Consider the following 18,788-nt stretch of genomic DNA (forward strand, 5'->3'; position numbering starts at 1 on the left):
CGCCCTGCAGGTGTTTGTACGCGATCAAATCGCCGTTGCCGGCGTGAATGGTGCGCTAACGCCGGAGCTTCTACGCTGACCAACCACCGTCCTGACCTGCACCATCCCTGCTGGCCGTGCCCTCCCCCTGCGGCCGCCTACGTCGATGCCGAAGGAGGCTTCCATGTTCCGTTCTCCCCCCACGTTCCCATCCTTGCGCAGCGCTGCACTCGCACTGACCCTGCTGGCCACGATGCCGCTGGCGCACGCCAAGGAGCCTGGCCATCCTGACAAGCAGTCCAGCGGCCTGAAGTATGTCGGCGTCAATCTGTCCGGCGCCGAGTTCAACTCACGCAAGAAACCCGGCACCCTGTTCAAGGACTACACCTACCCGTCCGCATCGGATTTCAGCTACTTCGCCGGCAAGGGCATGAATACGATTCGCCTGCCGTTTTTGTGGGAGCGCCTGCAACCGCAGCTCAGCGGCGACCTGGACCCGGCGCAACTGGCGCTGCTGAAGAAAGCGGTGGCGGCGGCCAAGGCCAACAAGCAGTACCTGATCCTGGATGTGCACAACTACGCCAAGTACAACGGCAAGCGCATCGGCAGCAGCGAGGTGCCCACCGCGGCGGTCGCGGACCTGTGGCGCCGGCTCGCGCTCGAATTCAAGGACGACGCGTCGGTGATCTTCGGGCTGATGAATGAGCCCAACGGCATTTCCGCCACCGATTGGGCGACCGCGGCGCAGGGCGCGATCAACGCCATCCGCAAGACCGGCGCCAGGAACCTGATCCTGGTGCCGGGCACCGCCTACAGCGGCGCACACAGCTGGCGCAGCGCCAGCTACGGCGTCTCCAATGCCAAGGCCCTGGAAATCCTCAAGGACCCGGGCAACAACCTGGCCTTCGAAGCGCATCAATATCTGGACAACGACTACAGCGGCACCAAGCCGGTGTGCACCAGCGCCACGGTCGGCGAAGAGAAGCTGCGCGGCTTCACCGCCTGGCTGCGCGAGAACAAGCAGAAGGGCTTCCTGGGCGAATTCGGCACCGCCAACAACCCGGTCTGTGACCAGGCACTGGAAGGCATGCTGACCTACATGGAAAAGAACAGCGACGTGTGGCTGGGCTGGACCTGGTGGGCCGCTGGCGCATGGTGGAAGCCGGAGTACTTCTTCACCGTGCAGCCGGGCAAGGACGGCAGCGACAAGCCGCAGATGTCGATTCTGAGCAAGTACGCACGCCGCGCGACCAAGTAGCCCACGCGGGCGGGTCGATCACGGTGGTCGCAGCCTGTGCTGCGGCCACCGTTTTTTTTGCGTGCCATCGTCCATGTCCTGCCACGGAGAAGCGATGGGATCCGCCGACGATTGCCTGCAGCGCGCTGCATCGCTGGCAGACACCAGCGCACTCAGCGTGTCGCAGGATGCGCATTGGCGGTCCGCTGCCGGACGCATGACGCAGCCCACAACGCACGCGCTGCACATGGCACATACCAAGTTCCGCGATCGCACCAGGTGATAGTTGCGCGTGCCGGCGTGCTGATCCCAGCGCGTCGCACCGCGGTCGCACGCGCCGCGCTTTTGCGTTCCGACGATCGCCCTGCGCAGGGCAGCGCGTCGCGACTGCGATCTGCGTGGCCGCCACGCGCGACGTCATCACCTGCAGCATTGCGATCGCACAACAGCCGCCTCCAGGCAGGCCGGATGCACGGTGTTTCCGCAGCCGTGCGGCGCAGAGTGCACCCGGCCTGCAATGCGCGTGACTGCGTGGCGTCGCTTTACCACAACAAAGCGTGTGCATGTTTGGCAATAACTGCGGAGTGGCTCACAGCTCGAATTAAGTGATATCTCGCATTCGTAGTTTGAATGTCCGGATGCGCTTAGGGTGAAGCGCGATGCAGTGTCTTCATGCCCGTGGCAGGTTCGCCGGGCCATGCATCTCCCCCGCGAATGCTTCAGGAGTCACCCATGTTGCCCTCCCCCACTCCGACGCGCCGGCTGTCCAGCCGTGCGTTGTCATTGCTGCTGCTTGCCAGCGTGCTGCTTGCAGGCGTGCCCTTGGCACATGCACAGAACCGCCTGAAGTACGCAGGCGTCAATCTGTCCGGTGCCGAGATCAAATCCTCGCAAAAGCCCGGGGTGCTCAACGTCGACTACCTGTATCCGGCCGCCAGCGATTACCGCTACTTCGCCGGCAAGCACATGAACATCATTCGGCTGCCGATCCTGTGGGAACGCCTGCAACCCAAGGCCGGCGGCGAGCTGGATGCAGCGCAGCTGGCGCTGATCAGCCAGGCCGTGGCCAACGCCAAGGCCGCCAAGGTCTACCTGATCCTGGATATCCACAACTACGCCAGGTATTACGGCAACAAGATCGGCAGTGCGCGCGTGCCGATCAGCACCTTCAACGATCTGTGGCGACGCCTGGCAATCGCCTTCAAGAACGACAACAGCGTGATCTTCGGGCTGATGAACGAGCCTTACGACATCAATCCGCAATCCTGGGCCAACGCGGCGCAGGCCTCGATCGACACCATCCGCAAAACCGGCGCCAACAATCTGATCCTGGTGCCCGGCGCGCTATGGAGTGGCGCGCACAGCTGGTACTCCACCGTTGCCGGCCAGTCCAACGCAGTGGCGCTGGCTTCCATTCGCGACCCGCTCAATCGCTACGCCATCGAAGTGCATCAATACCTGGATACGGACTCCAGCGGCACCAGCGCCGGGTGTGTCAGTAGCACTGTCGGTGCCGAGCGCCTGCGCAGCTTTACCCAATGGCTGCGCATCAATCACAAGCAGGGATTTCTCGGCGAGTTCGGCACCGGCAACAACGCCACCTGCAACAGCGCACTCAACGGCATGCTGGGGTATCTGGAGACCAACCGCGACGTGTGGCTGGGCTGGACCTGGTGGGCCGCCGGCGCGTGGTGGAACCGCACCTACCCCTTCAACGTGCATCCCGATGCGCAGGGCCGCGACAAGCCGCAGATGTCGATCCTGAGCGCGCGCGCAAAACGCATCACCCATTAGTCGAAGCACGCCGCGAGCGAGGGTCACCCGTCGCACGCGGCGCAGCAGGCACCCGGCATCGGCATGCACGCGCAGTGCGTGCCGATGCCAGGCAGCAACCGTGCCCGGCCGCGGTGAGCACAGTCCTTCCGCAATAAAACGCCAGCACACGGCGCGCGCTAGCGCTCGCCATGTGTGCGCGCGCAACAGCGCTGCCGCGTCAGTGACCCGACGTCGCAGCGTTGACGGCGAGCGCATCCATTCGCCGATTTTTCGACAGCGCCATGCATGCGATGGCGGTGCCGACAAGCGTGCGCGACCGCTTGTCAACGCGGCGCGTTACAGCGTGCTGTTCCAGAACGTGACCCCTGCGGTAAGTGACTGCGACCCAGCCAACACATTTAATTCACACGCGATGTGGTGGGCAATTAGGCACGGCAGATGCATTGGTTACGACAGGTGTGGCGCACCTCGCGCAGATCGCACGCAACCCGCTGCGACACACCATCCCCGTCGTCTAAGGAGTTGTTTTATGTCTGCTGTCTCTCAAACGCTGCGCACCATTTTCCGCTGCGCCCTGCTCTGCGTCCTGTTCGGCACATTCGCACCCGTTTACGCACAAACCCGCGCACTGAAATATGCCGGCGTCAATTTATCCGGCGCCGAATTTGCATCGTCCAAGAAACCCGGTGTCCTCAATAAGGACTATATGTATGCCCCGGCCAGCGATTACACCTATTTCGCCGGCGTTGGCATGAATACGATCCGCCTGCCGGTGCTGTGGGAACGCCTGCAGCCGAGTGCACGCGGCGAACTGGATCCGACCCAACTGGCTCTGGTAAAGCAAGCCGTGGCACGCGCCAAGGCATCGGGCATGTACCTGGTGCTGGACATCCACAATTACGGCAAATACTACGGCTACAAGATTGGCGGCGACCAGGTGTCGAACGCCACCTTCGCCGACCTGTGGCGCCGCCTTGCGCTGGTATTTCCCAGCGACAACGCCGTGATCTTCGGGCTGATGAATGAGCCCAACGGCGTATCGGCCAGCGGCTGGGCAGCCACTGCACAGGCAGGCATCGATGCGATTCGTGCCACCGGTGCGAACAATCTGATCCTGGTGCCGGGCGCATTGTGGACCGGTGCGCACAGCTGGTATTCGCCCACCAACGATGGTTACTCCAACGCAACCGCATTGGTCTCGATCTACGATCCGCTCAATCGCTACGCGTTCGAGGTGCATCAGTACCTGGATGCCGACTCCAGCGGCACCACCAATGTCTGCGTCAGTGCCACCATCGGTGTCGAGCGCCTGCGCAGCTTCACCGAGTGGTTGCGCACCAACCACAAGCGCGGATTCCTGGGCGAATTCGGCACCGGCAACAACCCGGTCTGCAATGAAGCGCTGCGCGGCATGCTCCGCTATATCGACACCAATGCAGATGTCTGGACGGGCTGGACGTGGTGGGCTGCCGGCTCGTGGTGGAATGTCAGTTACGAGTACAGCGTGCATCCCAACAAGGACGGCACCGACAGGCCGCAGATGTCCATCCTCTCGCCCCAGGCCGTTCGCGCCACACGCGCCATTCCGTAAGGTGAGGCAGAGGGTTGTAGGTCAATCTCGAGCCGCCGCGAGGCGGCTCGCTTTTTTGCGTCCTTCGCACGGATCACATGTCGTCGGACAGTGCGAATGATGCGGTTGCGGTAGCGCAACGTGCCACTGCGCAACGCCCTCTTACGACCGCGCGTGCCACCGCATGCAGCGCAGGCGCATCATCACCAAAGCTTGAGCTCACTGAACTTTCGCAACGCGTTTGAAGTGGCTTTCACCTGACAGCAATAAGGCCGCGTCCAGCATGGGCGCACTTCACTGCAGGAGCATCACATGGCATATCGACTGATGAAGACCGCGCTGATCGGCGCACTGGCAGTGGCGGCGCAGGGCGCATTTGCGCAAGCGGCCGCCGACAAGCCGGCCAAGGCACTGACCTCCAGCGAGGTCACCAGCATGCTGACCGGCAAGGGCTACACCAAGGTGCACGACGTCAAGTTCGAGCATGGCGTGTGGACCGCTGACGCGCGTAGCGGCGACGGCAAGGACGTGGACGTACGCATCGATCCGGTCACCGGCCGCGTCTATGGCGACCAGACCACCTCCAAGCTGAGCGAGGCCGATATCCGCGCCGCGCTGTCGACCGGCGGCTATTCCAACGTGCACGACCTCAAGTTCGAAGACGGCTTGTGGAGCGCCGATGCCGAGCGTGGCGGGCAGAAGGTCGAGCTGCATGTCGATCCGGAAGACGGGCACGTGGTCAGCGTGGACAACGATTGACCAGGACGCCCGAAGCCAGTGGCGTAGATGATGCCGCTGGCTTGATGGCAGCGCGCGGGCAGCGCGCGGCCGGCAGCACGGTTAAAGGCATCGTAGTGCATCGATGCACTATTCATCGCAGCACTATCGCGACCGTGCTGCATCGGCAACAAGCGTGATCTGGTCCGCAACCGTCACGACGCACCCAACGCGAAGGGCCTCCACCAGGAGGCCCTTCGCGTTTTGATCGATACGCGTCTGATCGATGCGCGGACGCACTGCCGCTGCCCTTACAGACCGCGCCACCCGGCCATGCACCGGCTGCATGACGCGTGCCGTCCCGGCGCCGGTCAACGCGTCGGTGCTGCCTTCTTGCCCTCTGCAGCGGTGTCTTTGCCGGTATCGGGCGCCTCGGCGCCCGTAGCGGGCTTGCCGGCCATCATGCGGTCGCGCGCCGCCTTGAACGGGTTGCCGGCATACCAGTTGGGCCAGCGCTGCCCGGCGGCCACCTCCTTGCCTACGCCATACACCGCCTGCAGGTCTTCGATGGTGCCATCGAGCTTCCAGGTGGCCGCATCGTATTCGTCGCCAGGGGCGTGATAGCGATTGCGCCCGTAGTCCTCGGCGGCCGCGCGGCCGGCCGCGGTGCCGCCCTCGCGCAGGTCTTCGCCGCCATCGGCATACAGCGCCGGCACGCCGGCCTTGGCGAAGTTGAAGTGATCCGAGCGGAAATACGAGCCGCTTTGCGGCGTGGCCTCGGCATGCAGGGTGCGGCCCTGCATCGCGGCAATCGGCTTGAGGATGTCTTCCAGCTCCGAACTGCCCATGCCCACCACGGTGACATCGCGTGCGCGCCCGGCCACCGACATCGCGTCCAGGTTGATCACCGCCGCGATCTTGTCCAGCGGAAAGCTCGGGTTGGCCACGTAGTACTTGGAACCGAGCAGGCCCGATTCCTCCAGCGTCACCGCCACGAACACCACCGAGCGCGCCGGCTTGGGATCCTGATGCGCGAACGCGTCGGCAATTTCGAGAATGCCGGCCACGCCGGTGGCGTTGTCCACCGCGCCGTTGTAGATGTTGTCGCCACTTTCGCCCGGATGCTTGCCCAGGTGGTCCCAGTGCGCCATGTACAGCACCGCCTCGTCGGCGTGGCTGGTGCCCGGCAACACGCCGACCACGTTGCGCGAGGTCTTTTCGGCGATGCTGCTCTTCAGGTCCACCGACCAGCTGGCCTTCAACGGCACCGGCTTGAAGCCACGCTTGCTGGCGTCCTTGTAGGCCTGCGCCAGGTCCAGCCCGGCATTGGCGAACAGCTGCTTGGCGGTCTCGGCGCTGATCCAGCCCTGCACCGGCAGGCGCGGATCGGGATCGTCCTTGGCCGGCAGGTCGTATTGCGGGCCGGCCCAGGAGTTCTTCACCACGTCCCAGCCGTAGCTGGCGCCCGGGGTGTCGTGCACGATCAGCGCAGCGGCCGCGCCCTTGCGGGCGGCCTCTTCGAACTTGTAGGTCCAGCGCCCGTAATAGGTCATGCGCTTGCCGTCGAACAGCGTGGTATCGCCGGTCTGGAAGCCCGGGTCGTTGACGAACATCACCACCGTCTTGCCTTTCCAGTCCTGGCCGGCGTAATCGTTCCACTGCTGTTCGGGCGCATCCACGCCGTAGCCGACGAACACCAGCTCGCTGTTGTCCAGCTTGACCTCGGCCTGGCCGGTACGCGTGCCGACCACGATGTCGGTGCCGAAGGCCAGGGTACGGGTCTGCTCGCCGCTGCGCAGGGTCGGCGCGGTGGCCGCATCGGCGGTGGTTTCCACCATCGGCACGTCCTGGAACCAGCCGTCGCCGTTGCCCGGCTGCAGGCCGATGCGCTGCATCTGGTCGCGGATGTAGGTGACGGTCTTCTCTTCGCCGGGAGTCCCGGGGCCGCGCCCTTCGAAGTCGTCCGAGGCCAGCGTCTTGACCAGCTCGGCAAAGTCGCCGGGCGTCAGCTCCGGCGAGAAGGCGTGGCGACTGACCGGGGCGCTGGGCGCGCTGTCGGCCGGCACCTGCGCGGCGGGTGCGCTCGGCGCATCGGCGGGTTCACGCTTGCAGCCGGCCAGGGCCAGCGTCGCGGCCAGGCACAACAGGATCTTGCGGGGCATCGGGACTCCTCGTGCGGCGAAGGTCCCCCGATTCTAGGCGCTGGCCCCGTGGTGGGGGCGTCAGTCCCTGGGTGCCACGTCGCTGTCGAAGCTGCGCGCGGTGGCGCCGGTCACTGCGCCGATCTTCGCGGTGCGGTGCACGTACAGGCTGACCTCGCGCTCGAACTCCAGCGGGCCATCGACCACCGCATCCGGGCCGATCACCACCCGCGGCTTGCGCGCAGGCTTGAACGAGAAGCTGAAGTTCGGCTTGGTGACCTCGATCCCGCCACGCACATGCGAGCGCACCCCGACGGTGATGTCGCCGTTGACGGTCTCGATGCCCTTGCCCAGCTCGGTTTCCACCAGGCCGATACTGCCGTTGACCGTTTCCACGCCGCCGCTGATCCGGCTGCCGCGTTCCACCAGCACGCTGCCGTTGACCGTCTCCAGCCCGCCGGACACCACCACCTTCTGGCCCAGCGTGATCGCGCCATTGACCGTGGAGACATCGCCGGTACGGGCGTTGTCGCCGATCTGGATGCTGCCGTTGACCGTTTCCACGCTGCGGGTCTGCGCGCCGGCGCCGATCTCGATGGAACCGTTGACGGTATCCAGCCCCCCATAGACCTTGCCGGCCTCGGCGCTGATGCGGCCGTTGACCTTGCTGATGTCCTCGTCGGCCCAGGCACTTGCGCAGACCAGGGACAACGCCAGAAAGAGATGCTGGGCTTTCATGCTGAACCTTGCGCGGCGGCGGCTGTCTTGGGCGTGGCGGCGATCACACCATGCTTGGCTACAATCGCGCACCTGCCTGAAGTCATTGGACCTTTCGTTGCCCCTGTCGCCCGCACCGCGATCGCGCCTGCCGCTTGCCCCCGCCACCGGCCGCCCACGCGCGTGGCTGGCGGTGACCGTGCTGGCCTGCGCGCTGCTGGGCAGCACCGGGGCGGGCGCGCAGAGCCAGCGCGAGGCCGAGCGCAAATTGCAGCAGCTGCGCGACGAACTCAAGACCATCAGCGCCGACCGCCGCGCGCTGGAAGGCAAGCGCGGCAATGCCGCCCAGCAGTTGCGCCAGGCCGATGAGAAGGTGGCCAGGACCTCGCGTGCATTGAGCGAGACCGAATCGGCGATGCGCGAGCAGGAACAGCATCTGGGCAAGCTGCAGCAGGACCGTGCGCAGCTGCAGCGCGGCCTGCAGAACCAGCGCGTGCAGCTGGCCGCGTTGTTGCGCGCCGCCGACCAGGTCGGCCGCAACGCGCCGTTGAAGGTGCTGTTGTCGCAGGACACCGTCGGCGATGCCACGCGCATGCTGGCCGATCACCGCTATGTGCAGAACGCACGTGCGCAGCGCATCCAGGCGTTGACCACGCAGCTGGATGCGCTGGCCAAGGTGGAACAGGACATCGCCAGCCGGCGCCAGGCGCTGGATGCGGCGCGTGCGCAGCAAAAGGCGCAGGCCGCGTTGCTGCAGAAGGATCGCTCGCAACAGGCGGCGACCGTCGCGCAGCTGGACGACCGCTACAAACAACGCGCCGAACGCGAAAGAGCCCTGGGCCAGGACGCCAGGTCGCTGGAGCAGCTGCTCGCCAACCTGCGCGCGGCCGCCGCCAAGGCCGAGGCCGAACGGCGCGCGGCCGCCAAGCGCGCCGCCGCCGAAGCCGCCGCGCAGGCGAAGCGCGGCAAGGCCGATCGCCCCGAGCGTCCCGGCAAGACCCCGCCCAAGGTCATCGCCAGCGCGCCGGCCCCCAAGGTCGGCGGCCTGAGCTGGCCGGTGTCGGGCAACCTGCTGGCGCGCTTCAACGCCCCCTTGCCGGACGGCCATACCAGCAAGGGCGTGCTGATCGGCGCGCCCAAGGGCAGCACGGTCACCGCGGTGGCCGATGGCACGGTGGTGTTCTCCGACTGGATGACCGGCTACGGCATGATCCTGATCGTGGACCACGGCAACGGCTATATGAGCCTGTACGCGCACAACGACACGCTGTTGCGCGACGCCGGCGCGTCGATCAAGCGCGGCGAGGCGGTGGCCAAGGTCGGCAGCTCGGGCGGGCAGGGCGTGCCGGCGCTGTACTTCGAACTGCGGCGCAACGGGCAGCCGGTGGATCCGTCGAGCTGGTTGCAGCGCCGCTGAGCCCCACCCAGGCCACGCGCGCGCCGGTGCATGACCGTGGCCCGACCTGGCCCTGCCAAGTCAACGCGGATTTACCGCCGCTTCGCGCATAATCCAGGCCGCTCCGTTGCGGGGCGTCTTATCTCTTTGTCGGAGTGCTTCATGCGCGTAGCCGTCCTGTCCGTTGCCCTGTCGCTGGCGTTGTTCGCCTCACCCGGTTGGGCGCAGAAAGCCAGTCCCGCCGCCGCCCAGGCCACTGCGGACGATCCGGAAGCCAACGAAGCCGCCGTGTCCAAGGTGCCGCTGGACGAGATCCGCCGCTTCGTGGCGGTGTACAACGCGGTCAAGCAGGCCTACGTCGACCCGGTCGAAGACAAGAAGCTGATGCACGCGGCGGTGCGCGGCCTGCTCTCGGACCTGGACCCGCACAGCACCTATTTCGACAAGGAAGATGCCGAAGCCTTCGACGAGCAGGCCACCGGCGCCTACGACGGCATCGGCGTGGAATTGCTGCAGCAGCAGGACAACACGCTCAAGGTGATTGCGCCGATCGACGACACCCCGGCCGCGCGTGCCGGCATCCGCGCCGGCGACGTCATCGTGGCCATCGACGGCAAGCCGATCGACGCCAGCAAGGCGATGGAACCGCTGCGTGGCGAATCCGGCAGCAAGGTCGTGCTGACCATCGTGCGCGACAAGGCGCCCAAGCCGTTCGACGTCACCCTGCAGCGCGAGACCATCCGCGTGGCCAGCGTGCGCAGCAAGCTGCTGGAACCGGGCTATGGCTACATCCGCATCAGCACCTTCCAGGCCGACACCGGTGCCGATTTCCAGAAGAACCTCAAGCAGCTGCAGGCCGGCGGCAAGTTGCGCGGCCTGGTGCTGGACCTGCGCAGCAACCCTGGCGGCCTGCTGACCTCGGCGGTGCAGGTGGCCGACGATCTGCTCGACAAGGGCAACATCGTCAGCACGCGCGGGCGCATCTCCATCAGCGATGCCAAGTTCGATGCCACCCCGGGCGATCTGCTCGGTGGCGCACCGGTGGTGGTGCTGGTGGACGCCGGCTCGGCCAGCGCGTCGGAAGTGCTGGCCGGTGCGCTGCGCGACAACCAGCGCGCGCGCATCATCGGCAGCCGCACCTTCGGCAAGGGCTCGGTGCAGACCGTGCTGCCGCTGGACAACGGCGACTCGGTCAAGCTGACCACCGCGCGCTATTACACGCCCAGCGGCAAGTCGATCCAGGCCAGCGGCATCGTGCCGGAAGTGCTGCTCACCCCGGAACCGCAACCGGGCGACGCCGATGTGCCGGCCAGCCTGACCGACTTCAGCGAAGCCACGCTGCCGGGCCATCTGCGTGGCGATGCCGAAGGCGAGGAGGGCTACAGCGCCGGCGACGTCTTGCCGGGCGATGGCCCGATCGCCGCCGCGCTGGCCGAGCTCAAGCAGCCCGGCTCGGCGGCCAAGGCGCAAGCCGCGCTCAAAGCCAAGGCGCAGGCAGCGCAGAAGGCCAAGGCTGCCAAGCCCGCGGCCGACCCCAAGCCGCCTGCCGCGCGCCCGGCAGCGGCCGACAAGCCCAAGCCTGCCGACAAACCGAGCGAACCGGCGGAAAAGGCCAAGCCGGCCACGCCGGCCGAACCGGCCCAACCGGCTGCGCCTGCGGACAAGCCCAAGCCGGCCGAACCGGTCAAGTAATCCGGCCACAGCGCAGCGGGTGCATCACCCGCTGCGCGCCCGGCGCGATCGATAGACACTGTCGAGCGCCAATGCTTTTGTAGGAGCGACCCCGGTCGCGACAAGCCCTCCCGAACACGCGATCACCACGTCAAACCAGCGTTACCGCGCTACCGCCAGCGCCTCGGGATTGACCAGATTGCGCGGCGTCCCTGCGGCAAATGCCACCACGTTGTCGAACGCCGCTTCGAAGTACAGCGCATAGCTGTCGCTTTCCACATAGCCCAGATGCGGCGTCGCCAGCACGCGCGGATGCTGCAGCAACGGATCACGTGCATCCAGCACCGGTTCGCGCTCGAACACATCCACCGCCGCCTGCGCCGGCCGGCCCGCATCCAGCGCGGCCAGCAAGGCGCCGGGCGCGATCAGCTCGGCGCGGCTGGTGTTGACCAGCAACGCATCCGGGCGCATCCGCGCCAGATCCTGCGCACCGACCTGGTGGCGGGTCTGCGCGGTCAGGCGCCGATGCAGCGACAGCACATCGCTGCGTTCGAACAGTTCCTCGCGGCTGCCGGCGATGGCGAAGCCGTCGCGCGCGGCCTGTGCGCACGAGGCGTCGCCGCCCCAGACCAGCACCTGCATGCCGAACGCACGCCCGAAGCCGGCCACGCGCTGGCCGATCCGCCCATAACTCCAGATGCCCAGGGTGCGCCCGTGCACTCCGCGTCCCAGGCCGGGATCGCCCAGCGCCTGCCAGCGGCCCTGGTGCAGCGCGCGCTGGTACTCGCTCAGGCGCCGGCTGGCCGACAGGATCAGGGCCCAGGTCAGTTCGGCCGGCGCCACCGGCGAGCCGACGCCTTCGGCCACCGCCACCCCGAATTCGGTGCACGCGGCCACGTCCACGTGCGCGCCGATGCGGCCGGTCTGGCTGATCAATTTCAGGCGCGGCAGCCGCCGCAACAGCGTGGCGTCCACGCGGGTGCGCTCGCGGATCAGCACCAGCGCATCGGCTTCGACCAGCCGCTCGGCCCATTCGTTGGGATCGGTGGCCAGCGCACCCAGCACCTGCACATCGTGGCCGTGCAGGCGCTGCAGGCAGGGCAGGTGACGCACGGCGCCCTGGTAATCGTCGGGCACCAGGATGCGCATCAGCGCGGCTTGGTCGGCAACGGGAACGGCGTGACCACCTTGTCGCCGGTGGTGGCGTCGCGGATCACCGACTGGCCCTTCTTCTCGACTTCCTCGATGCGCACGATGCTCTGCATCGGCAGGTGCAGCGTCTTGGTGTTGCCGAACTCTTCGCGCAGGCGCTCTTCGGTGGGATCGACCACCAGCCCGTCGTGCACGTCGAACACCAGCTCGCCGATCTGGTTGAACCCCCACAGATGGCTGCCGGTGACCTGGCGGGCGTAGAGCTCGTAGACCTTGCCGTGATTGAGGAAGGTGACTTTGTACAGAGGCTTGGACATGCGGCGATTATAGGCGCGCCACTACGCAGCGCGCGGCCCGCGCATCACTGCGCCCGGGGGGCCTTGCCCCGTTGGCGCCACGCTAGAAGCCGTGGCGCTTGCGCAGCCGCCGCGCGATCGCCGCGCGCACGTACAGCCCGTAGACGATGCCGAACACGAACCCGGCGATATGCGCCGACCACGCCACCATGCCGAAGGCCGGGCCGATGTAGGCGAACACCACCTGCAGCAGCGCCCAGGCGCCGATCAGCAACGGCGCCGGCACGCGGATGAATTCCAGAAACACCCCCAGCGGCAGCACCACGCCCAGCTTGGCGCCGGGAAACAGTGCCAGATAGGTGCCGATCAGTGCCGACACCGCGCCGGAGGCACCGATGATCACCCGGTCCGGCGTGCCGATCGCGAAGATCGCCGCCAGGTTGGAGGCCGCGCCGCCGACCAGGAACAGCAGCAGCAGGCGCCATGGCCCGAGAATGCGCTCGGCCGGCAGCCCGAAGATCAGCAGGAACACCAGGTTGCCGAGCAGGTGCGACCAGTCCGCATGCAGGAACAGCGCGGTGAACAGCCGCAGCACGCTGCCGTCGCGCAGCGTCGCCCACCAGTCGCCCAGGTTGGACACGCCGCTGGACAGCGCGCCCCAGTCCAGCCACAGCGTATTGCGCGCCTCACCGGGCCGGCTGATCGACCACAGATAGGCCAGCCAGACGGTGGCGAACAGCAACGGCACCGCCCAGCGCGGGGTGGGTTTCTTGCGGGAGGGGAGGGAGACGAACATCGGAGTGGCACTCTAGCGGGTTCACGCTCCTGAACCCACCCCTAACCTGTCCGGCCGATCAATAGGCGCTTCGTTATTGTTCGGTTAATTGTGGTGGGTATACTGCGTACGGCGTCGTATGTCGGGGGGGGGTCTCCGGCGCGCTTCAGCAGCCACTTGGCGCTGGGCGCGGGCGCTGTACCGACCACTGCAGTCTTTATCCGGAGAGCACCATCTTATGTCTACCGCTTCCACTCTCAGCCGCGCCACCCTGTTGGCCGTCGGTATCGCCGGCGTACTGGCCGTTGGCCAGGCCCACGGCGCCGCCTTCCAGCTGAAGGAAAACAGCGCCAAGGGTCTTGGCCGCGCCTTCGCAGGTTCCGGCAGCGCCCCGGACGATGCCTCGATCATCGCCAACAACCCGGCCGGCATGCGCCAGTTGGACGGTCGCCTGTTCCAGGCCGACGTCAGCGCTATCAGCTTCTCGGCCAAGTTCCAGCCCGACACCGCCACCTACGCCAATGGCGCCCCGGTCTCCGGCGGCAATGGCGGCGATGCCGGCATGATCGCGCCGGTCCCGGCGATGTACTTCCATGTGCCGTTCGGCGAGAACGACAACATGCACCTGGGTACCTCGCTGACCGTGCCGTTCGGCTTCAAGACCGAATACGACAGCAACTGGGTCGGCCGTTACCACGGCACCAAGACCGAGCTGCAGGCGATCGATTTCAACGTCGCGTTCTCCTACGACGTGAACCCGTACGTGTCCTTCGGTGCGTCGGTGTTCGCCGAGCGCCTGGATATCGAACTGCGCAACGCCGTGGACGCCGGTTCGATCCTGGCGCGCTCGCGGGTGCCGGGTTTCGCACCGGGCAATGCCGATGGCGCGCTGAAGATGAAGGGCCACAGCACCGAAGTGGGCTTCACCCTCGGCGGCCTGTTCAGTATCGATGAGAACACCCACATCGGTTTCAGCTACCGCTCGGAAGTGGAGCACAAGATCACCGGCGCGGACGTCGATTTCACCATGCCCGGCGGCGCCGCTGCGGTCTTCGCAAATGCAGCACCAGGCACCTTCATCGACACCAGCGGCCGTGCAACCGTGAAGTTGCCGGCCAGTGCCACGGCCAGCTTCACCCACAACGTGAACGAGCAGTGGTCGATCATGGCCGACGTCACGCGCACCGCCTGGAGCAAGTTCGACCAGGTCACGCTGGACTTCGCCTCCAACCAGCCCAATACCGTGCTGGACTTCTCCTACCGCGACACCACCTTCGCCTCGATCGGTGCCGACTACCGCATGAGCGAGACGCTGACCCTGCGTGGCGGCCTGGCCTACGACCAGACCCCGACCACCGCAGAGCACCGCGACGTGCGCGTGCCGGATGCGAGCCGCAAGTGGGTCTCGCTGGGTCTGAGCTGGCGTCCGTCGCAGCAGGCCGAATACAACTTCGGTTACACCCACCTGTTCACCAGCGACCCGACCAGCGACACCGTCAGCGCCACCGGCGACCGTCTGGCGGGCAGCTACAAGGTGAAGGGCGACGTGCTGGCCGCTTCGGTCAACTACAAGTTCTGATCGTCGTAGCACCACGCGTGTAACGAAAAACCCCGCTTCGGCGGGGTTTTTTCGTTACTGCCTTGCGCACGCCGCCACCTGCGTTGCAGGCCGGCGGCTGAGTGCGGCTGCGCACGTTCCTCCAGCGCCATCGCAGCGGCGTACTGGCTGGCATGGCGTGCATAGGCGGGCCGAGGCACTGTCTTTCTGGGCGACGCAACGCCGAGGCATGCGGTGGCGATGCCTCATGGCAACGCGTTGACCGAGGCCGTCTACGCCGCCGGGCGCGCCGTGCAGGCGGCAGCGCGGATTGCTATGGTCGTGCGCATGGACCAACCCGACTTCATCCAGATCACCGACGACGCCGTCTCGCGCGAGGATTGCGCCGCCATCGTGCAGCGCATGCGCGCCAGCCAGCAGCTGCAACCGGGGCGCGTGGGCAGCGGCGTGTTTCCCGAACTCAAGCACAGCCGCGACCTGCGCATCAGCGGCGTGGCCGAATGGGCTGCGGTGGAAAACCGCCTGCAACAGGCCGTGTTCGAAGGCGTGCTGACCTACCTGCGGCAGTATCCACAAGCCCTGATTTCACCGCTGATGCTGCAGGTCACCACCGCCGATGGCAGCCCGCACCGGCTGGTGGCCGAGGACATCGTGCAGATGAGCGACCAGGCGTTGGGCGACCTGGCCCGCACCTGCCTGCGCCCGGGCGCGATCAACCTGCAGTGGTACACCGCCGACCAGGGCGGCTACCCGTACTGGCATTGCGAACTGTATCCACGCGATGCCAGCGCCGACACGCTGCACCGCCATCTGCTGTGGACGCTGTACCTCAACGAGGAGTTCGAACAGGGCGAAACCGAATTCCTGTTCCAGCAGCGCAAGGCCCGCCCGCGCACCGGCAGCCTGCTGATCGCCCCCACCGCCTTCACCCACACCCACCGCGGCAACCGCCCGGTCGGCGGCGACAAGTTCATTGCCACCAGCTGGATCCTGTTCCAGTCGGCAAGCGCCTTGTACGGCGGGGATTCGTGATTCGGGATTTGGGATAGGTAAGGGCAGGTCACTGCAGTACGCCGGCTGTTACGAATCCCCAATCCCCAATCTCCGCCGCTAGAACAGACTGCCTTGCGGCGATTGCGGTACCGGCTTGGCCGGTGGAGCAGGGCGCCGGAACTTGCCGGTGTCCAACGCCGGCATGGTGCGGGCGTCGAAACCGCTGCGGCGGTGGGCCAGGGCGAAGCGGCGTGCCAGCAACTCCGCGTACACGCCTTGGCCGCGCATGCGTGCGCCGAAGGCGCTGTCGTAATCCTTGCCGCCGCGCAGTTGCTGGATCGTGCTCATCACGTGCGCGGCGCGTTGCGGGTGATGGGTCTGCAACCAGTCGCGGAACAGCGGCGCCACTTCGTGTGGCAGCCGCAGCAGCACGTAGCCGGCACTGTGCGCGCCGGCATCGGACGCGGCCTGCAGGATCGCCTCCAGCTCATGGTCGTTGATCCACGGGATCACCGGCGCGGCCATCACCCCGACCGGCACGCCGGCCTCGTGCAGTGCCCGCATTGCGCGCAGGCGGGCATGCGGTGCGGACGCACGCGGTTCCAGTCTGGCCGACAGATGCGGGTCCAGCGTGGTCACCGAAAAATGCACGTTGACCAGGCCCTCGCGTGCCAGCGGTGCGAGCAGATCCAGATCGCGCGTGACCAACGCATTCTTGGTGATCAGCGTGAACGGGTGCCGGGTCTCCCACAGCACCTCGATCAGGCGCCGCGTCAGTGCGCGTTTGCGCTCGATCGGCTGGTACGCATCGGTGTTGATGCCCAGCGCGATCGGGCTGGGCACATAGCCCGGGCGCGACAGTTCGCGCCGCAGCAGCTCCGGTGCATTGGTCTTGGCGAACAGCTTGGTCTCGAAATCCAGCCCGGGCGACAGGTTGAGATAGGCATGCGAGGGCCGCGCAAAGCAGTAACTGCAGCCATGCTCGCAGCCACGGTACGGATTGACCGATTGCGAGAAGCCGATGTCCGGCGATTGATTGCGGCTGATGATGCTGCGCGCGGTTTCCTCGGTGACCTGCGTGCGTAACGCCGGCGCGGCGAACTCCTCGCTGTCGTCGGCGTACCAGCCATCGTCCACTGCCTGCTGGGTGGTGGTTTCGAAGCGTCCGGGGAGGTGGCCGGTCGCACCGCGGCCCTTGATCGCAGTTGCCATCGCGCCATCGTACGGCCGGCAGGTCTCAGGCAATGCGACCACGCGCAGCGCCACGATGAAGCTTTCAGGCCCGGCGCGGCGATCGTGTTGGTCGCCCGGTCATCGCAGCGGCGCGTGCGGCCCGTAGAATCCGCGCATGCTCGCATCCGTACAGGGCGCGTGGGATCGGCTGGCCACCGTTCCCCACCTCGAAGCGCTACTCCTGGCCGCCTATGTGCTGTACCTGCTGTGGATCGCCAGCTGGATCGTGCTGCAGAAGCGCGAGCCGGTGGCCACGCTCAGCTGGGTGCTGTCGCTGGCCGCGCTGCCGTACCTGGGCCTGCTGATCTACTACTGGCTCGGCCCGCAGAAGGTCAAACGCCAGCGGCTGCGGCGCGGCCGCTCGCGCTCGGGCATGGAGAGCTATAGCAGCGTCTGCCCGCCGGACGCAGACTGCACCGAGCTGGCCAAGATCGCCCAGTCCACCACCGGCCTGGCCCCCAGCAGCGCCACCGAGGTGCACTGGCTGGTGGATGGCGCGGCCACCTATGCGGCCATCATCGAGGCCATCCGCGGCGCGCGCGACCACATCCATCTGGAGTACTACATCTTCCAGCCCGACCACAGCGGCACCGCGATCTGCGATGCACTGATGGAGCGCGCACGCGCCGGCGTCAAGGTGCGCCTGCTGATGGATGCGGTGGGCTCGTCGGCGATGACCCGGCGCAGCCTGCGGACGCTGCGTGCGGCCGGCGTGGAGACCGCCTGGTTCCATCCATCCCAGCTGCTCAAGCCGTTCAAGCGGCCGTGGCTGAACCTGCGTACCCACCGCAAGGTGGTCGTGATCGACGGCAGGATCGGCTTCACCGGCGGCATCAACGTCACCGACGAAGAGAACGAGCAGGTCCGCAGCGATGCCTATCGCGACCTGCACGTGCGTCTGCAGGGCCACGTGGTGCGCAGCCTGCAGCTGGTGTTCCTGGAAGACTGGCTCTACGCCACCGGGCAGGGTCGCGCCGCGTTCCACGGCCAGCAGCTCTGGCCCGAGGACGTGCCAAGCCGCGCGCAGGGCGATGTCGACGCGCAGGTGCTGATCTCCGGGCCGGATTCCTCGTGGGAGTCCATCCACCGGCTGATGGTCGCTGCGATTCACGAAGCCCGGCATCGGGTCTGGCTGGTCACGCCGTACTTCGTCCCCGGCGAGGCCGCGCGTATGGCGCTGACCTCGGCCGCATTGGGCGGGCTGGACGTGCGCCTGCTGGTGCCGCGCGTCAGCGACTCGCGTCTGGTCACCTACGCGGCGCGTTCGTATTTCGACGAGCTGCTCGAGGCCGGCGTGCGCATCTACGAATATGGCCCGCGCATGCTGCACACCAAGGCGCTGCTGGCCGACGACGACGTCTGCATCGTCGGCAGCGCCAATTTCGACAGCCGCAGCTTTCGCCTGAACTTCGAGCTGTCGATGCTGTTCCGCGACCAGGCGGTCGCGGCCGAACTGGCCGGCTTGATCGACGCCGACCTGCAGCACGCGCAGGAAGTGCGCTTTGTCCGCCATCGGCCGTTGTGGCGCTCCCGGCTGCCCGAAGCCTGCGCACGGCTGCTGTCCCCGCTGCTGTGAC

The 18,788-nt window shown here is 66.8% G+C and carries 15 protein-coding genes; 9 read left to right on the plus strand and 6 right to left on the minus strand.

Annotated features, from left to right (window positions below; translation table 11 throughout):
- The first annotated feature begins 163 nt into the window (after positions 1 to 163).
- From EO174_RS08360 to EO174_RS08375, 4 genes are all read left to right on the plus strand, one after another.
- Positions 164 to 1,237 (plus strand): glycoside hydrolase family 5 protein, encoded by a 1,074-nt coding sequence (locus EO174_RS08360; protein ID WP_126943717.1) that lies wholly within the window; start codon positions 164 to 166, stop codon positions 1,235 to 1,237.
- 783 nt (positions 1,238 to 2,020) lie between these two features.
- Positions 2,021 to 3,010 carry a glycoside hydrolase family 5 protein gene (locus EO174_RS08365; RefSeq protein WP_206515059.1) on the plus strand — a complete coding sequence of 330 codons (990 nt, stop codon included), beginning with the start codon at positions 2,021 to 2,023 and terminating at the stop codon, positions 3,008 to 3,010.
- A 511-nt stretch (positions 3,011 to 3,521) separates the two neighbouring features.
- Entirely contained in the window at positions 3,522 to 4,583 is a 1,062-nt protein-coding gene (locus EO174_RS08370; protein WP_104586398.1) for a glycoside hydrolase family 5 protein, read from the plus strand.
- A gap of 291 nt (positions 4,584 to 4,874) precedes the next feature.
- Positions 4,875 to 5,321, plus strand: coding sequence for a PepSY domain-containing protein (locus EO174_RS08375; protein ID WP_164739720.1), 447 nt, complete (start codon positions 4,875 to 4,877; stop codon positions 5,319 to 5,321).
- Between the two features lie 329 nt (positions 5,322 to 5,650).
- On the opposite strand, the gene EO174_RS08380 is transcribed toward EO174_RS08375, so the two are convergent.
- Both EO174_RS08380 and EO174_RS08385 read right to left on the minus strand, forming a co-directional pair.
- Positions 5,651 to 7,441: a M28 family metallopeptidase gene (locus tag EO174_RS08380; RefSeq protein WP_126943723.1), complete on the minus strand. Its 1,791-nt coding sequence runs from the start codon at positions 7,439 to 7,441 to the stop codon at positions 5,651 to 5,653.
- 60 nt (positions 7,442 to 7,501) lie between these two features.
- Positions 7,502 to 8,158, minus strand: coding sequence for a hypothetical protein (locus tag EO174_RS08385; RefSeq protein WP_126943726.1), 657 nt, complete (start codon positions 8,156 to 8,158; stop codon positions 7,502 to 7,504).
- Between the two features lie 97 nt (positions 8,159 to 8,255).
- On the opposite strand from EO174_RS08385, the gene EO174_RS08390 reads away from it, so the two are divergent.
- Together EO174_RS08390 and EO174_RS08395 are read left to right on the plus strand one after the other, a co-directional pair.
- Positions 8,256 to 9,554 (plus strand): peptidoglycan DD-metalloendopeptidase family protein, encoded by a 1,299-nt coding sequence (locus EO174_RS08390; RefSeq protein WP_206515054.1) that lies wholly within the window; start codon positions 8,256 to 8,258, stop codon positions 9,552 to 9,554.
- Positions 9,555 to 9,695: 141 nt separating this feature from the next.
- On the plus strand, positions 9,696 to 11,225 hold the full coding sequence (locus EO174_RS08395; RefSeq protein ID WP_126943728.1) for a S41 family peptidase: 1,530 nt from the start codon (positions 9,696 to 9,698) through the stop codon (positions 11,223 to 11,225).
- A 141-nt stretch (positions 11,226 to 11,366) separates the two neighbouring features.
- Here the strand turns inward: EO174_RS08395 and EO174_RS08400 are convergent, their stop codons facing one another.
- From EO174_RS08400 to EO174_RS08410, 3 genes are all read right to left on the minus strand, one after another.
- A complete protein-coding gene (locus EO174_RS08400; protein WP_126943731.1) occupies positions 11,367 to 12,353 on the minus strand; it encodes a D-2-hydroxyacid dehydrogenase family protein in 987 nt (328 codons plus the stop codon).
- Complete coding sequence (locus EO174_RS08405; RefSeq protein WP_016901574.1) at positions 12,353 to 12,673, minus strand: DUF1820 family protein; 321 nt, start codon at positions 12,671 to 12,673, stop codon at positions 12,353 to 12,355. The genes EO174_RS08400 and EO174_RS08405 overlap by 1 nt, the downstream gene beginning before the upstream one ends.
- 82 nt (positions 12,674 to 12,755) lie before the next feature.
- Positions 12,756 to 13,448, minus strand: coding sequence for a rhomboid family intramembrane serine protease (locus EO174_RS08410; RefSeq protein WP_003482177.1), 693 nt, complete (start codon positions 13,446 to 13,448; stop codon positions 12,756 to 12,758).
- Between the two features lie 217 nt (positions 13,449 to 13,665).
- Here EO174_RS08410 and EO174_RS08415 point away from each other — a divergent pair, with 217 nt between their 5' ends.
- Together EO174_RS08415 and EO174_RS08420 are read left to right on the plus strand one after the other, a co-directional pair.
- Positions 13,666 to 15,006, plus strand: a complete 1,341-nt coding sequence (locus tag EO174_RS08415; protein ID WP_104586250.1) for an outer membrane protein transport protein — start codon at positions 13,666 to 13,668, stop codon at positions 15,004 to 15,006.
- 294 nt (positions 15,007 to 15,300) lie between these two features.
- Positions 15,301 to 16,017, plus strand: a complete 717-nt coding sequence (locus EO174_RS08420; protein ID WP_164740143.1) for a 2OG-Fe(II) oxygenase — start codon at positions 15,301 to 15,303, stop codon at positions 16,015 to 16,017.
- A 78-nt stretch (positions 16,018 to 16,095) separates the two neighbouring features.
- Here EO174_RS08420 and EO174_RS08425 read toward each other — a convergent pair whose 3' ends face one another.
- Positions 16,096 to 17,190, minus strand: coding sequence for a PA0069 family radical SAM protein (locus EO174_RS08425; protein WP_119127927.1), 1,095 nt, complete (start codon positions 17,188 to 17,190; stop codon positions 16,096 to 16,098).
- A gap of 136 nt (positions 17,191 to 17,326) precedes the next feature.
- Between EO174_RS08425 and cls the strand changes: the two genes are divergently transcribed.
- The gene (gene cls, locus EO174_RS08430) at positions 17,327 to 18,787 is read left to right on the plus strand and encodes a cardiolipin synthase (protein WP_115675509.1); all 1,461 of its coding nucleotides are present in this window, start codon (positions 17,327 to 17,329) and stop codon (positions 18,785 to 18,787) included.
- Position 18,788 lies beyond the last annotated feature (1 nt).

The sequence above is a fragment of the Xanthomonas sp. BRIP62418 genome (assembly GCF_003993495.1).
GTDB lineage: Bacteria > Pseudomonadota > Gammaproteobacteria > Xanthomonadales > Xanthomonadaceae > Xanthomonas > Xanthomonas euroxanthea.